This window comes from Pontibacter sp. FD36 (assembly GCF_015686655.1).
Lineage (GTDB): Bacteria > Bacteroidota > Bacteroidia > Cytophagales > Hymenobacteraceae > Pontibacter.
In genome coordinates, this window is sequence record NZ_JADPMP010000004.1 from 200,675 (window position 1) to 214,657 (window position 13,983).

Here is a 13,983-nt window from a genome sequence, read left to right on the forward strand (position 1 = left end):
ATAGCACTATACAATCCATTATCAATTTAGTTGTGCCTCACTATTCGGAGCCACTTTTTGTTTCACTTTCTCATTTACCTTTCTCAATAAGTCCTCAGTAGAATTTCTAACGTACTTTCGCAACACATCATTAGATTTAGAGCCTAACATTAACAATATGTCTCGCTCAGACCAACCATCTTGCCATAATCTTGTACAAAAGCCTCTTCTGCTGGAATGACTGGCTATCAATTTATGTTTCAGATGATAAGTAATAAATTCATCTTTCAATTTGTAACGGCAAATTGGTATTGGGATTTGGTTAATCTCATTTTTCTTGAAAAGTTCGCCACAAATTATCTTGATGTACTTGTTAAACTTAACAGAAGAAACCAAGTTAAGATTGTAATTATATTTTTTCAGAATTTCTTCAATTCTACTATCAAGTTTCAGAGGTATCTGGTAATTCCCCTTCGTTTTCTTGGTTTTGCCTTGGAGAAAACCATTTTCTATTTTCCAGTAGCTACGCTTAATGTCTGAGTATCTTAAGCCTGTCAAATTACCGAAAACACAAAGGTCAATATACTTTACGAACGGTGCCTCAACCTCATTTCTATAATTCCAAAGTAGTTCGAGTTCTTCTGAGGTCAGGTAAATAATCTCGATTTCTTCCTTCAGAACTTTGTATTTTTTGTACCCCTTGTTGATTACAGTTACCCCTTTATCATCTTCGAGCCACTGCAAAAATGCTTTCAGTCTTTTCACATGATTCCCAAAATTATTATTATAATACTTGTGTTCACTGTCGTACATTAGGTACTTAGCGTAGGAATCATAAAATTTATAGTCAAATACATTATATGTTAATTGAGTATTTGTCTTCTCTGAAAATTCTAACAATACCTTTATCCATACTTTAATATGTGCCTTTGCTGATTTACTCTTTGAATTGAAGGTATCTGGATATTCAGCCAAATAATTTCTGAACTCCAACTCTTCCACGCTTTCGTTTTTATACCCTTTTTTGCTGAGTTCTCTTTGTTTAACGAGTAGTTCGTTTATCTTCTCCTGGTATTCCTTAATCTGCTGTGGTATCTCTTCAGCTTCAAAATGATTATATAAATCAGGAATTATCCTGTTATAGCGTTCCTGTTTCTTCTGTATATTCAACTCAGCAGTACGCTCAAGATAACCTTTTTTAACCTGCACAAATTCTGGAACCCGAAGGCTTGCCGCAACCTGCTCGATAAGCTTTTGAGCATCCCTGATAGCTGAATTAAGGGATTCTGCTTCGGGATACTTATTGTAAACTAAACCATTCTTAGAATCGAATTTATATTCCTCAATTTTTCTATCCAGGCTAATGGCATTCGTCTTTCGGTCATAAGTATATCTGATGTAGATACGCCCAATACCCTGTTTATCGGGCTTTTGAAGATATGCCTTAGTTGAGTACATATATCTTGGATAAATAACAAATCATAAATAGCTTATTCAAAGGTATATAAACCCTCATTTTTAATCAAACATTAATCAAACATTAGTTTTAAAAGTGCCTTAAAACATCAATTTAAGCGGTTATGTATCGGGTTCTAATTCTCTCGGGTGCACAAGTACAATTTAGAGCGCTAGCTACTGTAGAAGTGGCTAGCGCTTTTTTGTTAGTTACCTGCCTAAATTAAGCAAATACACGCTGCCTAAATTATTCATCACTGCTAACACTTTACTAATATAATTATATCCGAGCCGCATATCCATAACGCGTCTTACAATTGCAAGGCCACAACAAGTGTATAATAAATTTAGTATATTTGTAAAGGGCATGTCTTCACCTGCTTTGTGTACAGTTAACTGAATATCATGCGCATACAAGCTGTCGTTCGGAAAGGGCACATAAAAGAGATGGACGAGCGAGAGGACCTGCTCTACTGGCTTGATTGCTCCCCAAGAGAAAGGATGAAGGCAGTGACCTTCATCATCTCCAGTACCTCAAGCCGGGGCAAAGGATGGACAAAACCATTGTAACCAGAAGAAAGCTCTCCCGTGATCCTAGCTAGCGTTTTGAGGAGTTCATCAGCCTGCTGAACAAGCACAGGATAGAATACCAGGGAGAAGAGGCTGCTCCTTTGCCTTCCAACCGGCCTGTATAACACATATACGTCAAATCAACCTTCTGCCGCTGCTTAGCCCCTTTGTAGAACCCTGCTCCCCTGCTCTCGATTTTTATACCCTACTAAGTATAGGTTTCCTATTTTATCTTATAAAGATACCCGATAAGGTATAATAATGCTCTATTTTAATTGACTTATACCCGATCAGGTACAAATCAATTATTTTCATTATCTTTATACCCGATAAGGTATAGACCATGTTACTACAAGAGTTTGTGAAGGAACGCCGGAAAGCAGCCGGCCTCACCCAGCCTGAGCTGGCGGCAAAGGCCGGCGTCGGCCTCCGCTTCGTGCGCGACCTGGAGCAGGGGAAGGAGAGCCTGCGTCTGGACAAGGTGAACCAGGTGCTGCAGCTCTTTGGCCATCAGGTTGGCGCGTTGCCCATCGACCGAAACGAATTGCTCCGATGAGAAAAGCAGAAGTCAAATACAAGGACAAGACAGCCGGCCGCCTCACACAGGATGAAACCGGGTACCATTTCAGCTATGAGGCGGCCTACCTCCGGTCAAAAAACCCGGAGCCTGTCAGCCTGACCCTCCCCCTGCGGGAAAAGCCCTATACTGACCGGGTGCTGTTCCCTTTCTTCGACGGACTGATACCGGAGGGCTGGCTGCTGGACATAGCCGAAAAGAACTGGAAACTGAACCCAAGGGACCGGATGGGGCTGCTGCTGGCCTGTTGCAAGGACTGCATCGGCGCCGTAAGCATTCACCCTTTGGCAGAGGAGGACAATTCATGAACAGATGCTTATACTGTTATCAGCCCTTGCCGGGAGATGAAGCGGACTTCCACCCAACCTGTAGCAAAAAACTCTTTGACCAGGCTACTCCCCCTATCCTGCCTTACACCGAAGCGCAGATGGAGGAGTTGGCAAAGCAAACAATACGCAGCCAGATTGCAGTGACCGGCGTGCAGCCCAAGCTCTCGCTGGAACTGAGCCCTGCAGAGAGAGAAGGTGAGCCTAAGCGCCTCACAATCGTAGGGTTGTGGGGAGGCTATATCTTAAAGCCCCCAAGCCAGCACTACAGGGAACTGCCGGAGGTGGAGGACCTGACGATGCACCTGGCAGCGATCGCTGGCATCGCGGTGGTGCCACATAGCCTGATACGCCTGCAGTCTGGCAGCCTAGCCTACATCACCAAGCGCATTGACCGCACCCGGCAGGGCAAGCTACACATGGAGGACATGTGCCAGATCACCGAGCGGCTCACGGAGGATAAGTACCGGGGCTCCTATGAGCAAATCGCCAGGGCCATTCTCCGATACTCGGCCAACCCGGGTCTGGATGTGGTCAACTTCTACGAGCAGGTGCTGTTCTCCTTCCTGACGGGCAATGCCGATATGCACCTGAAGAACTTCTCCCTGCTACTCCATCCAAGACTGGGCCCGGTTCTTGCCCCGGCCTACGATCTGGTGGCCACGACGCTGGTGAACCCGGCAGACGATGAGGATTTGGCGCTGACGCTCAACGGTAAAAAGAAAAAAATCAACCGCAAAGACTTCACTGCGGCCTTTAGCACTGCCAGGCTCAGCGAAAAACAACAGGAGAACATCTTCGGTAAAATGAAGAAAGCAAAACCAAAATGGCTTGCCTTTATTGATCTCAGCTTTGTGAGCCGGGATCTTAAGTCCAGCTACAAAGCTGTGCTGAAGGAGCGGTTTTCCAGGCTTGGACTCGAAGAGTAGGCTGAAAGGGGAAGAAGTTTTCAAAGGTGCCAACTCAACAGGAGGCTCCTCAGACCCTATCCATCACAGGCAGCGCTCCCTCCACAGTGGCTGAACAGGACCCTTAGGCACTCAGCTTCCTCAAATCCTCCGTGAAATGGTTCGAAATTTGTCCATTCAAGAGCACAAGTACAATTTAAGGCGCTAGCTACTGTAGAAGTGGCTGGCGCTTTTTTGTTAGTTACACAATTAAGTACCGCTATAGGAAATAGCTATTTACAGAAGAGATAACAAGTGCGATGACATAGATCAGGAGCAACCATCTGAAAAGCCTCTTTCTGCTAATGTACCGCTTTAGGATTGGGTAAAATAAGAAGTAGGCAAAGCCTGTTACTACTAGTATATAGAGAAGCGCTTTTAACACTTTTTAAAGTAAAATGATGAGATCACGTTTGGAGTGATCAAAGAAAAACATAGAGTGCCAAAGTTAAGAAATCAATTTACCAATCTCTACTTTTATACCTGCCGTACCTGGGGCTATAAGCAGGCAATCTTTCTTTTTCAGGCCAAACTTGATTGGTTTAGGCAAAGTACAGCACTATAAATAAGAGCCTTTGTTTCAGCCATACTGCTGCATGCGGCTGTGTCGCTGGTAGCGGTAGGCATGATCGGTTTTACACTTCGGTTCATTTTCATAAGGTATACGATAAGTGATTTGCGTTAAAATACTTTTGAGCCCAGGTATAGCTCCTGGAAAAAAATCAAACTATAGTGCTTGAGACAGTATTGCAGCAATGCTGTGTTTTTGCTATGTTGCATAAAATTTTCGGGGTGTAGCGTAGCCTGGTATCGCGCCAGCATGGGGTGCTGGAGGTCGTGGGTTCGAATCCCGCCACTCCGACAAAAGAGAAGCCTTCTACATATTATAGAAGGCCTCTCTTTTTTAGTATAAGGTGAAGCTACTTAGGATGGAATTTCACCCACCAGCATTTCTATACCTTTCTCTATCTGCTCCCGCAATTTTTCAGGCTTATCAGAAATAACACGCTCGGCTGTACCCTGCCATACCAGTTCGTTCTGCACCGGATCAACCAGGTGTACCGATACCGTGCCTACGCTGTAGCGCCCGACTTCTACCTCCCTGCTCTGCCAGGTGTAGCGTCGCTGTCCTATGTAGCGGGGCGGGTCAGATATGATATCAGTTTCCCTGGTTTGTACCTGCCTGTCTACCACTATCCCCAGGTTGATGAGCAGGTCAGCTTCTTCTGTCGTCGGAGCTTGCTTCAGGCCGCGGAGTTCCAGCTGTCGGGCCAATTCCTGCTTCAGGAAGTGCACATGCCCCTGATAGTCGCGGCCAGTCTTCTCTAAGTCGGTATCTACATCCATGAAGGCAAACTGACGGTAAGTGCTCAAACCGAAGCCGGGTGCCGGCTCGGAATGGATACTGGTAGAAGAGCTGCAGGCCGTGAGCAGCCAGAGTAACAGACAAGCAGTACTTAATATTAGTTTTCTCATTTCCGAAAGTTCTTGGATCATCACACACAGGAAATAATCTATATACGTAAGCAGTAATCTGAGAAGTATGCGTTGATTGCGATTTTTATATTTAACTTAGCACCTAGCCTGCTACAAGAACTATTCCGCGATGTAAAATTTCAGCATCGTTTAAACCATACGTCCATAAGCTACGTTTTGCCCTCCATGAACACAACGGCACAAGTACTCGAAAAAAACAAGGAACGCATCCTGGAAAAGTGGATGCAAAATCAATTGTCGGATGCGTCACTCCGTGATGATCTGATGACAAGTGATGAACTGCAGCATCAGTCAAAAGAAATGCTCGACGGTCTGCTCAGAGCAGTTTCCAAAGGAAACTATGACAACATTTATGACACGGAGTTTGAGCAGGTAACTGATACGCTCCGCGACATTTCCATTACAAGAGCAAGACAGGGTTTCAGTCCGCGTGAAACAGGCGCGTATGTACTGAGCCTGAAGCAAGCCATCATGGAAGTACTGATTGAGCAGCGTAAAGATGACCCTGCTACCCTCTACCAGGAAATCATGCAGCTCAACAACCTGCTGGACAACCTGAGCATCGTTACCTTCGAGACTTTCATCAAAGGGCGCGAAGAGGTTATTCTTCGTCAGACAGATGAAATAAGCGAGATATCTACACCTGTGATCCGGGTATGGGATGGTATACTGGCCCTGCCTATCATCGGAACCCTGGACAGCGCACGTACTCAGGTTGTGATGGAAAACCTGCTGCAGGAAATTGTGAATACAGGCAGTAATATTGCGATCCTAGATATCTCTGGCGTACCTGCCGTTGACTCACTGGTAGCACAACACCTGATCAAAACTGTAAGTGCGACACGCCTGATGGGTGCCGAGTGTATCATCAGTGGTATACGTGCCGAAATAGCGCAAACCATTGTACACCTGGGCATTGACCTGTCGAACATCAAGACCAAGGCCAGCCTGGCCAGCGCACTGCAGCTTGCCTTTAGCATGACCAACCTGGAGGTGCGCCGTGTAGATAGGAACAAAGGTTTCAAACTAACCCGCTAATACGATGGAAAGGATACCAGTTTTAAAAATGGGGCCTTTCCTGTTGGTGACTATACAGGTAGACCTCTACGACAGGCTAGCCCTGACGCTGGAGAATGACCTGATCAACATGGTGAGCCAGACCGGAGCACGGGGCGTTTTGATAGATATCTCGGCAGTAAGCATCGTAGATTCATTTATGGGTCGCATTTTGGGCAACATTGCCTCTATGTCGCGCATTATGGATGCTGAAACCGTAGTAGTAGGTATGCAGCCCGCTGTGGCCATTACACTTGTGGAGCTAGGCCTAACGCTGCAAGGTGTACATACTGCCCTGAATGTAGAAAAGGGCATGGAATTACTTAACACTAAACTAGGCGATAACCTGGAACTAGACGACGAAGAGGAGGAAGACCAGGATGATCGTAATGACTAAAGATACGATGGAGATCGTGCGCGAGCAGGATGTGGTTCCCTTCCGCAACCGTGTGCGCGAATTTGGCACCCGTATAGGTATGAGTCTGGTCAACCAGACCAAGCTGATCACGGCTGCGAGCGAACTCGTGCGTAATATGCTCAAGTACGCCAGCGGAGGCAAAGTAATACTCGAAATTATCAGCCACAATGCCAAAACCGGCGTAAGACTAACCTTCAAAGACGAAGGCCCGGGTATAGCTGATATCGCCATGGCCATGCGCGATGGCTTCTCTACCGGCAGGAGCCTCGGCCTTGGTCTGCCCGGCGCCAAACGATTAGTCAACGAATTTGACCTCAAGAGCAATCCGGGAGAAGGCACAACAGTTACTGTCATCCACTGGAAACATGGACGTTAATCAACACTACCGCTTCGCGATACCCGACCGAAGCTATGCTAGTCTCACCAAAAAAGACATTACCCGACTTGCTGAAAGCTTCGCCCTATCGGAAGGAGCCGTGGGCAAGGTCAATATTATCGTGTCCGAAATGCTCTCCAACCTGGAGAAGCATACGACGCAGGGTGGCGAACTGCTGGTGAAAGCCATCGGTAAACCCATCCATGGCATTGAGATCATCAGCCTGGACAATGGGCCCGGCATGAACAACCCGGACCGGATGCTGGAGGACGGCGTGTCTACCTTTGGCTCTGCCGGTGAGGGACTCGGAGCGATCAAGAGACAGTCTGACGTTTTCGACCTTTACTCACATCCCCAGGTAGGTACCGTGATCGTGGCCCGAATATACAAGTCAGCACGCTCCATCCCTCCAAGCAGACGCTACGACATTGGCAACATCATGGTCCCCAAGCCGAAAGAAGTAGACTGCGGCGACGGGTATGCTATCGTACATCACGAACGGGGCGTCTACCTGCTGGCACTCGATGGGTTGGGCCATGGCATGCATGCACAGGAGGCATCCCAACTGGCCGTCAAGACCTATTGCGAGAATCCTATACCTGATCCGGCCATGGCGCTGCAGGTAATACATACAGGTATCCGGCGTACACGGGGTGCAGTGGGTTTTGCAGCTAACATCGACATCAGCCAGAACATATTCAGTTACTGTGGCATAGGCAACATAGCCGGCAAGTTATTCTCTATGGAGAGTGCGCTGGGCAACATGCCTTATAAGAATGTGATATCGTACAACGGTATACTAGGTCACAACATTCCGGGCAATTTCAACAACCAAAAGCTGGAATGGAACCGTAACAAATTGCTCATCGTGCACAGCGACGGATTGAAATCGCGCTGGGACCTGAGTCGTTACCCTAACCTGCATCGGCACTTACCCACTACCATCGCGGCAGTTCTTTACAAAGACCATAGTCGCCAATCAGATGATACACTCGTACTTGTTTGTAAAGCCAAAGTCTAGCTGATGCCAAGGAGTTTTCTCAAAATAAACATTGCAAACGAACTGGACGTGGTGCTTGCCTACAAGCGGGCCATGCAGCTATCAGAAAAAACAGGTATGGCACAGGCCAACCAGACCAAGTTCGCAACGGCCGTGTCGGAGATTTGCCGCAACGTTGTAGAGCATGTGGGCAATGGTACCATACAGTTTGGCATTATCGGAGAAGCTGGGCATAACTATCTGGAGGCGAAAGTGTCGGATCGGGGGCGTGGCATCGGAAATCTGGATCATATTTATGAACGGGCCAGTTATGGCAGCAGTGCTACAGGGCGCGGCATGGGCATTGTGAACTCCCGCAAACTGGTGGATTTCTTTGAGATCAAGACCGAGAGTGAACAAGGTACTATCGTGACCCTCCGCAAGCGCATCCCCACACAGTCCCCTGTATTTACGAAAAGTCTGCAGGAACTCTGGCTACGTGAGTTTAATGACGAAGAGGGAATATCGCCTTATGCAGAGATCAAAAGGCAGAACATGCAGCAGCTTGAGCTGCTCGAGAAACTGCGACTTCGCAACCTGGAGGCAGAGCAGCAACTGCAGGAGATCAGGAGACTAAACCTGCAGCTTCAGCAGTCCAACTTTGAAATACAGTCGCTCTCGGAGGAGCGCGAACGCCGGAACCTGGAACTGCAAAAAGCTAATGCCGACCTGGATGCATTTGCCCATACCGTTTCGCATGACCTGCGGGCTCCTTTGCAGAACATCGGAGGCATCATCAACTTCCTGGAAAACAGTTTGCAGAACGGCAATAGCGAAGATGCCGCTTCACTGCTGCCGATCCTTCGGGAGCAGGCCAGCAAGATGGACAAACTGATTACAGGTATACTGGCCTATTCGCTTGCCGGCCACCACAGCCTGCACCGCCAGATCGTATCTATCCGGTCTGTCCTTTACAAAGTACTGGAGTCGCTCTATATTCCATCCACTTTTAAAATCATACTGCCGGATGAGCTACCTACCCTCTACACACAGGAGATTTACTTGTACCAGATATTCAGTAACCTGCTCGGCAACGCTGTAAAGTACCATGACAGACCGGAACAAGCTGTGATAGAAGTGCAGTACAGCCTCCGATCTGGCCTCATCTATCTGGCTGTGCAGGACAACGGCCCAGGCATAGCACCCGAAGATCAGGAGCAGATCTTTAGCAAATATGAATCGCTCGGGCACAACCTGACGCGTGCCGACAGCTCAGGTTTGGGACTTGCCATCGTAAAGCGTATACTCGAAGAAAAGCAGGGTGATGTGTGGGTAGAGTCTGATGGGCGTGGCACCCGCTTTGTGTTTACGTGGCCAGCCACTGAAGTGGTCACGGAGTCAGAAGAGGCCGAATAAAGCACAAAGCCTGTATACCTCGCGGCATACAGGCTTTGTGCTTTATTAAACTAAATTTCCCTAGTTATTGCGCTTCTGGAAAAACTCAGCCAATATCTCTTTTACATCGTGGTTGGTCAGTGCCTTGGAGTAGTGTTTCTTCACTTTCTTGAAGCTCTTGATACGCTCCAAATCATAAAAGCTTGCCGAAGAGGTCAGCATCAGAATGATGACATGATCGCCGGCATCCAGCCCCTTGCGCTGGTACTCCTCCAGAAACTCAAAGCCATCCATGGTAGGCATTTTGATATCGAGAAAGATCAGATCAGGGCATTTAGTTGCACCCTCTGACGTTTCGCTGCAGGCTTTGCTCAGGTAGTCAATTGCTTCTTTACCGTTCTTAAGCACCAAAATCTCTTTGGCTACCTTCATATCGGTCAACAGGCGCTTATTCAAATAGTTTGTGGTGTCGTCATCGTCTACCAGCAGCACTAGGTCAAGCATTTCGGATGCTTCCTTCATAGTCAGTCTTGTTATCACTCTCAAATTAACGGTACAGTACAACTAATACCTGCGGATGCTTTGGTCCTCGGTTGAGCTACTAACACATTGTAAACAATTAATGTTCAATATTGCTGCTCTTTGTGGTGTATATCACCATAGCGGCGCAAAAATACATTTTTGATTTTTAAGTATAAAGCTAATTCAGCGGTTATCGTGCCTAATTTTTCAGGCCATCACACCACCCTTTACTTTCACATAGCCTCTCTTTTTCTTCTTTTTGCTTTTGCCCCGCCACATCACAATGCCAGTTACCCACAGCAAGGCTGGCATCAGCCCCAGAAAGAACCATAGTATCCGGGTGATCCAGCCCCCTATTTCCCCGAAATGGATCGGCACAAACCAATTGCGGGTAAGCTGCCGGCCCAGGGGAGCAGTGTGCGGATTGTAATCATACACGACGTCTCCTGTGTATTGGTTCAGGTATACCATCGGGCGGTCCTGGGAACCGGCTTCCAGATCAGATGAAGCCAGGTAAGTCATATTGAGCGTACCCAAACTATCGGGCGCCAGTGTGAGCGTTCGCCTGACGTAGCTAGGGTATAAGGCATCCATCCTGTCGAGCGCCTGGAACACAGTCAGCGGTGCTGTACCATCCGCTGGGTAAGCCGACTGCAATGCTTTTACGTAAGGTGTCGGTTCCTTAGCCAGCGTCAGCTTATCGACCACCGTTTGGGTCTTCTCCTGAAACCCAAAATACACTCCGGTAACTGCGGCCAGGAAAAGCGGTACACTGAAGTAGAAGCCAAACACATTGTGCAGATCAAAGTTGCGCCGCTTGAAGGATGCGTTGGCTTTGAGGCGCAAGCCATCTTTCAGATTTCGTTTCTTGCGCGGCATCCACAGGTATAGCCCCGTCGTGAGCAGCACAAAGGCCAGCAACAGCGCACTTAGACCTGTAATCAACGCTCCGGTGTCGCCCATTGTCAGGTGGCGGTGCAGGTCAAGCACTGTATCCATCACGCCACGACGCTTTTCCAGTTGCCCCACATAGTTGCCGGTTGCTGCATCAAAAAAGAGAAACTGCTTATTGCCTTTTACTTTGACAATGTAATTTTCCAGCTCCCGTACTGGAAAGAATATGCTGGTAACCGAAGCACCGAACTCCTTTTCGGCATTGCGGATAACCAGTCGTACATCTACTGGAGCTGTTCCTGGTTGTGAGCTTTTATAGTGATCAGGGTATAGCGCCACCGTCAGCTCAGGCTGAAAAACGTAGAGCGATCCCGTCAAGCCCACGAAGGCTAGTACGGCACCCGCTGTCAGGCCGATCCAAAGGTGTAGCTGAAGAAGGAATTTGCGCATGTACCTGAACTTGAAATCGGCGGCATCGCCCTTTTCAGGACAATGCCGCCGATATACTTATTATCTGTGTTTCTATCAATTAAAATCTCACACCGACTGTGCCCTGCACTGTAGTAGGCGCACCTGGCATGATCACGGTAGCTGACTGTGAGCCTTCGTAGTACTTCACGTTGGTCAGGTTCTTTACATTCAGGGCTGCGTGGAAACGCTTGCTGTTGTAGAACATGGTGGCGTCGTAACGGGTATAGCCCGGCAGCATAAAACTGTTGGCATCATCCACCGGACGATCTTCTACATACGTAAAGCCACCGCCGATGCCCAGGCCTTTCAGCAGGCCATCCTGCAGTTCGTAAGTCGTCCAAAGGCTGCTGTTGTTATACCCCACTCCTCTGAAGCGACGGCCCACGGTACGGCGTGGATCGTCGTTGCTGAGAGCGTCTTTAGTCACACGGGCATCCGTGTAAGTGTAAGTGGCGATCACGTTCAGGCCTGGCAGCACCTCCCCTGTGATATCGGTTTCTATACCTTTACTCTGCACCTCGCCCAGCTGCACGCTGGCGCCGCTTTGGGTCGGGTGCGGCACTACCACATTCTGGCGTGTGATATCGAAGTAAGCAGCTGTCAGGTTCACGCGGTCGTTCAGCAAACCGATTTTTGTACCAGCTTCATACTGCACAGAGGTGATTGGCTTGAATGCCTCGCCTTCCAGTGTCTGCCCTATACCTGGCTGAAAGCCCTTCGAGTAGTTAGCATACACCGATACCGGACCGTATACCTCATACAGCACGCCCAGTCTTGGGTTGAAAGCCTTGTTTTTTTGCTTGGCCGTTTCGTCCTTCATGCGGTTCTCCTTCTCCTGTTCCCAGAAGTCGTAGCGGCCGCCCAACAACACTTTCAGGCGCTGGTTTATTGTGATGAAGTCCTGCAGGTAGAAGCCCAAAACATTCACGCGGTCCTGGTAATCCTGTGAGTAAGTAAGCAGTGAGTAATCCTTTGGTTTGGTATTGTATTGCGGGTTCAAGATATCCAGCACATCATAAGGAGCACGCTTTACCCAGATGTCAAACACGGAGCTGGAAATTTCTATACCTCCTACCGCTTTGTGCTCCACTAATGCGCCGGTATTGAAGTTGGCGTACAATTCATTTTGCGTAGCGATGTTGCGGTCATAGGTATCCTGGTCCTGATGCTGACGGTTGATACGGAAAGAGCCGTCTTTCAGGACAGTAGTCTGCTCTACCACGTCACGTGTCTCAGTGGCATAGTTGTAGTTGAACGCATGACGGAAGCTCAGTGCCTCAGAGAACTTGTGCTGCAGGTTATACTGGGCCATGCGGTTCGTAAACTCACCGGTGTTGCTTGGCTCAATCAGCACGCGGCTTCTTGATACGGGCGCAATCTGACCATTGACAGAGAAGATGCCGCGATCAGAAGGCTGGTCGTGGTTCAGGAATTCAGTTTCTACCGTCAGGGAAGTCTTATCAGAGAAATCGTATGTGATGGCCGGAGCGACGAAAATACGCTTGGTCTTCACGAAATCGCGGTAGCTATCAGCACGCTCATATACAGCATTCAGTCTGTATTTGAACGTTTTGCTCTCGTTAAATGCACCGCCCAGATCGATAGCAGGTCTCACCAAGCCAAAGTTGTTAGCCGTGATCTGGATGTCCTGGAAGGTATGGGCTGTCGGTTTTTTGGTAGAGATGTTCACCATACCACCCGGATCGCTCACACCGTACAGCACTGAGGCGGGACCTTTCATCACCTCGATCTGCTGGATGTTGGCACTCTCGCGGTAGGTACGCACCGTGTTGCGGAAGCCGTTCTTGAACACACTCTGCATGTCGGTACGGAAACCACGGATCTGGAAAATATCGGAGCGACCACCGAAACCTGTCTCCATACTTACGCCGCTCACATTGCGCATGGCATCCTCCAGGCGAAGCACCTGCAACTGGTCCAACGCACGACGCGATACCACCTGTACCGACTGCGGCACCGACTTGATAGGTGCTTCCATCTTAGTGGCTGTTGTGGCGGTGCGCTGCAGGTATTCACCGCTGCGGTGTGCCGTCACCTGCACTTCTCCGAGTGAATGCGAAGAAGCAGCCAGGTCTACATTCACAAAGGAAGCCTTCCCTCCTGCCACTTCCAACAATTGCTTTTGCAAGGTATAGCCTATACCTGAGGCCACCAGTGTGTAGTTGCCGGCAGGTATGTTTCTGATCAGGAATTTGCCTTCGTCATCTGTCGTAGAGCCATAAGAAGTGCCTTCCAGCCCAACGCTGATACCGGCTATACCTTCTCCTCTTTCTGACTGAATACGACCTTCAATACGGCCTGTGGTTTGAGCGAATGCCTGCTGCGCCAGAAGCACAAAGACAAATATGATAGTGAGTATGCGTTGCATGTATCTTTATTTAGATTAATTCTAACAAGCGCTGCAAAAGTAAGCACCGGATACATAAGAGAAAAGAGTTATTTAGATATTTTCTAAATAAGTGATGTAAATCATCTACCGTCTCCACTATACCTCAGTCTG

General features: G+C 48.2%; 14 protein-coding genes and 1 tRNA gene. 10 read left to right on the forward strand and 5 right to left on the reverse strand.

The features are described 5' to 3' along the window. Positions 1-21 precede the first annotated feature (21 nt). Complete coding sequence (locus tag I0P70_RS07180) at positions 22-1,437, reverse strand: hypothetical protein (RefSeq protein ID WP_196116016.1); 1,416 nt, start codon at positions 1,435-1,437, stop codon at positions 22-24. A gap of 402 nt (positions 1,438-1,839) precedes the next feature. Here I0P70_RS07180 and I0P70_RS07185 point away from each other — a divergent pair, with 402 nt between their 5' ends. The 5 genes from I0P70_RS07185 to I0P70_RS07205 all read left to right on the forward strand — a co-directional run bounded on the left by I0P70_RS07185 (position 1,840) and on the right by I0P70_RS07205 (position 4,716). Further along, positions 1,840-2,004 carry a hypothetical protein gene (locus tag I0P70_RS07185; RefSeq protein WP_196116019.1) on the forward strand — a complete coding sequence of 55 codons (165 nt, stop codon included), beginning with the start codon at positions 1,840-1,842 and terminating at the stop codon, positions 2,002-2,004. A 343-nt stretch (positions 2,005-2,347) separates the two neighbouring features. After that, positions 2,348-2,560: a helix-turn-helix transcriptional regulator gene (locus tag I0P70_RS07190; RefSeq protein ID WP_196116022.1), complete on the forward strand. Its 213-nt coding sequence runs from the start codon at positions 2,348-2,350 to the stop codon at positions 2,558-2,560. After that, a complete protein-coding gene (locus I0P70_RS07195) occupies positions 2,557-2,889 on the forward strand; it encodes a HipA N-terminal domain-containing protein (RefSeq protein ID WP_196116024.1) in 333 nt (110 codons plus the stop codon). Before I0P70_RS07190 ends, I0P70_RS07195 begins: the two co-directional genes overlap by 4 nt. Further along, positions 2,886-3,836 carry a HipA domain-containing protein gene (locus I0P70_RS07200; RefSeq protein ID WP_196116026.1) on the forward strand — a complete coding sequence of 317 codons (951 nt, stop codon included), beginning with the start codon at positions 2,886-2,888 and terminating at the stop codon, positions 3,834-3,836. Before I0P70_RS07195 ends, I0P70_RS07200 begins: the two co-directional genes overlap by 4 nt. Before the next feature lie 806 nt (positions 3,837-4,642). Next, a tRNA-Pro gene (locus I0P70_RS07205) sits at positions 4,643-4,716 on the forward strand. A gap of 62 nt (positions 4,717-4,778) precedes the next feature. Here the strand turns inward: I0P70_RS07205 and I0P70_RS07210 are convergent. Further along, positions 4,779-5,330, reverse strand: a complete 552-nt coding sequence (locus I0P70_RS07210; RefSeq protein WP_196116028.1) for a DUF4136 domain-containing protein — start codon at positions 5,328-5,330, stop codon at positions 4,779-4,781. A gap of 186 nt (positions 5,331-5,516) precedes the next feature. Here I0P70_RS07210 and I0P70_RS07215 point away from each other — a divergent pair, with 186 nt between their 5' ends. The 5 genes from I0P70_RS07215 to I0P70_RS07235 are packed head-to-tail and all read left to right on the forward strand — an operon-like array spanning position 5,517 to position 9,596. Next, the gene (locus tag I0P70_RS07215) at positions 5,517-6,389 is read left to right on the forward strand and encodes an STAS domain-containing protein (protein ID WP_196116030.1); all 873 of its coding nucleotides are present in this window, start codon (positions 5,517-5,519) and stop codon (positions 6,387-6,389) included. 4 nt (positions 6,390-6,393) lie between these two features. Further along, positions 6,394-6,804, forward strand: coding sequence for an STAS domain-containing protein (locus I0P70_RS07220; RefSeq protein ID WP_196116032.1), 411 nt, complete (start codon positions 6,394-6,396; stop codon positions 6,802-6,804). After that, complete coding sequence (locus I0P70_RS07225; protein ID WP_196116034.1) at positions 6,797-7,201, forward strand: anti-sigma regulatory factor; 405 nt, start codon at positions 6,797-6,799, stop codon at positions 7,199-7,201. The genes I0P70_RS07220 and I0P70_RS07225 overlap by 8 nt, the downstream gene beginning before the upstream one ends. Then, positions 7,191-8,222, forward strand: a complete 1,032-nt coding sequence (locus I0P70_RS07230) for a stage II sporulation protein E (RefSeq protein WP_196116036.1) — start codon at positions 7,191-7,193, stop codon at positions 8,220-8,222. The genes I0P70_RS07225 and I0P70_RS07230 overlap by 11 nt, the downstream gene beginning before the upstream one ends. A 3-nt stretch (positions 8,223-8,225) precedes the next feature. Beyond that, positions 8,226-9,596 (forward strand): ATP-binding protein, encoded by a 1,371-nt coding sequence (locus I0P70_RS07235; protein WP_196116038.1) that lies wholly within the window; start codon positions 8,226-8,228, stop codon positions 9,594-9,596. A 60-nt stretch (positions 9,597-9,656) separates the two neighbouring features. Here I0P70_RS07235 and I0P70_RS07240 read toward each other — a convergent pair whose 3' ends face one another. The 3 genes from I0P70_RS07240 to I0P70_RS07250 form a co-directional block, all read right to left on the reverse strand. Next, positions 9,657-10,097 (reverse strand): response regulator, encoded by a 441-nt coding sequence (locus I0P70_RS07240; RefSeq protein WP_196116040.1) that lies wholly within the window; start codon positions 10,095-10,097, stop codon positions 9,657-9,659. A 207-nt stretch (positions 10,098-10,304) separates the two neighbouring features. Then, entirely contained in the window at positions 10,305-11,441 is a 1,137-nt protein-coding gene (locus I0P70_RS07245; protein WP_196116042.1) for a PepSY domain-containing protein, read from the reverse strand. Between the two features lie 79 nt (positions 11,442-11,520). Further along, on the reverse strand, positions 11,521-13,851 hold the full coding sequence (locus I0P70_RS07250; RefSeq protein WP_196116044.1) for a TonB-dependent receptor: 2,331 nt from the start codon (positions 13,849-13,851) through the stop codon (positions 11,521-11,523). Positions 13,852-13,983: the final 132 nt, after the last annotated feature.

Excerpts from the sequence above, each read along its gene's own strand:
- I0P70_RS07210 (WP_196116028.1), bottom strand. The coding sequence starts at position 5,330 with ATGAGAAAACTAATATTAAGTACTGCTTGTCTGTTACTCTGGCTGCTC.
- I0P70_RS07190 (WP_196116022.1), top strand. The coding sequence starts at position 2,348 with ATGTTACTACAAGAGTTTGTGAAGGAACGCCGGAAAGCAGCCGGCCTC.
- I0P70_RS07220 (WP_196116032.1), top strand. The coding sequence starts at position 6,394 with ATGGAAAGGATACCAGTTTTAAAAATGGGGCCTTTCCTGTTGGTGACT.
- I0P70_RS07185 (WP_196116019.1), top strand. The coding sequence starts at position 1,840 with ATGCGCATACAAGCTGTCGTTCGGAAAGGGCACATAAAAGAGATGGAC.
- I0P70_RS07200 (WP_196116026.1), top strand. The coding sequence starts at position 2,886 with ATGAACAGATGCTTATACTGTTATCAGCCCTTGCCGGGAGATGAAGCG.
- I0P70_RS07230 (WP_196116036.1), top strand. The coding sequence starts at position 7,191 with ATGGACGTTAATCAACACTACCGCTTCGCGATACCCGACCGAAGCTAT.
- I0P70_RS07240 (WP_196116040.1), bottom strand. The coding sequence starts at position 10,097 with ATGAAGGAAGCATCCGAAATGCTTGACCTAGTGCTGCTGGTAGACGAT.
- I0P70_RS07215 (WP_196116030.1), top strand. The coding sequence starts at position 5,517 with ATGAACACAACGGCACAAGTACTCGAAAAAAACAAGGAACGCATCCTG.
- I0P70_RS07245 (WP_196116042.1), bottom strand. The coding sequence starts at position 11,441 with ATGCGCAAATTCCTTCTTCAGCTACACCTTTGGATCGGCCTGACAGCG.
- I0P70_RS07250 (WP_196116044.1), bottom strand. The coding sequence starts at position 13,851 with ATGCAACGCATACTCACTATCATATTTGTCTTTGTGCTTCTGGCGCAG.
- I0P70_RS07225 (WP_196116034.1), top strand. The coding sequence starts at position 6,797 with ATGACTAAAGATACGATGGAGATCGTGCGCGAGCAGGATGTGGTTCCC.
- I0P70_RS07195 (WP_196116024.1), top strand. The coding sequence starts at position 2,557 with ATGAGAAAAGCAGAAGTCAAATACAAGGACAAGACAGCCGGCCGCCTC.
- I0P70_RS07180 (WP_196116016.1), bottom strand. The coding sequence starts at position 1,437 with ATGTACTCAACTAAGGCATATCTTCAAAAGCCCGATAAACAGGGTATT.
- I0P70_RS07235 (WP_196116038.1), top strand. The coding sequence starts at position 8,226 with ATGCCAAGGAGTTTTCTCAAAATAAACATTGCAAACGAACTGGACGTG.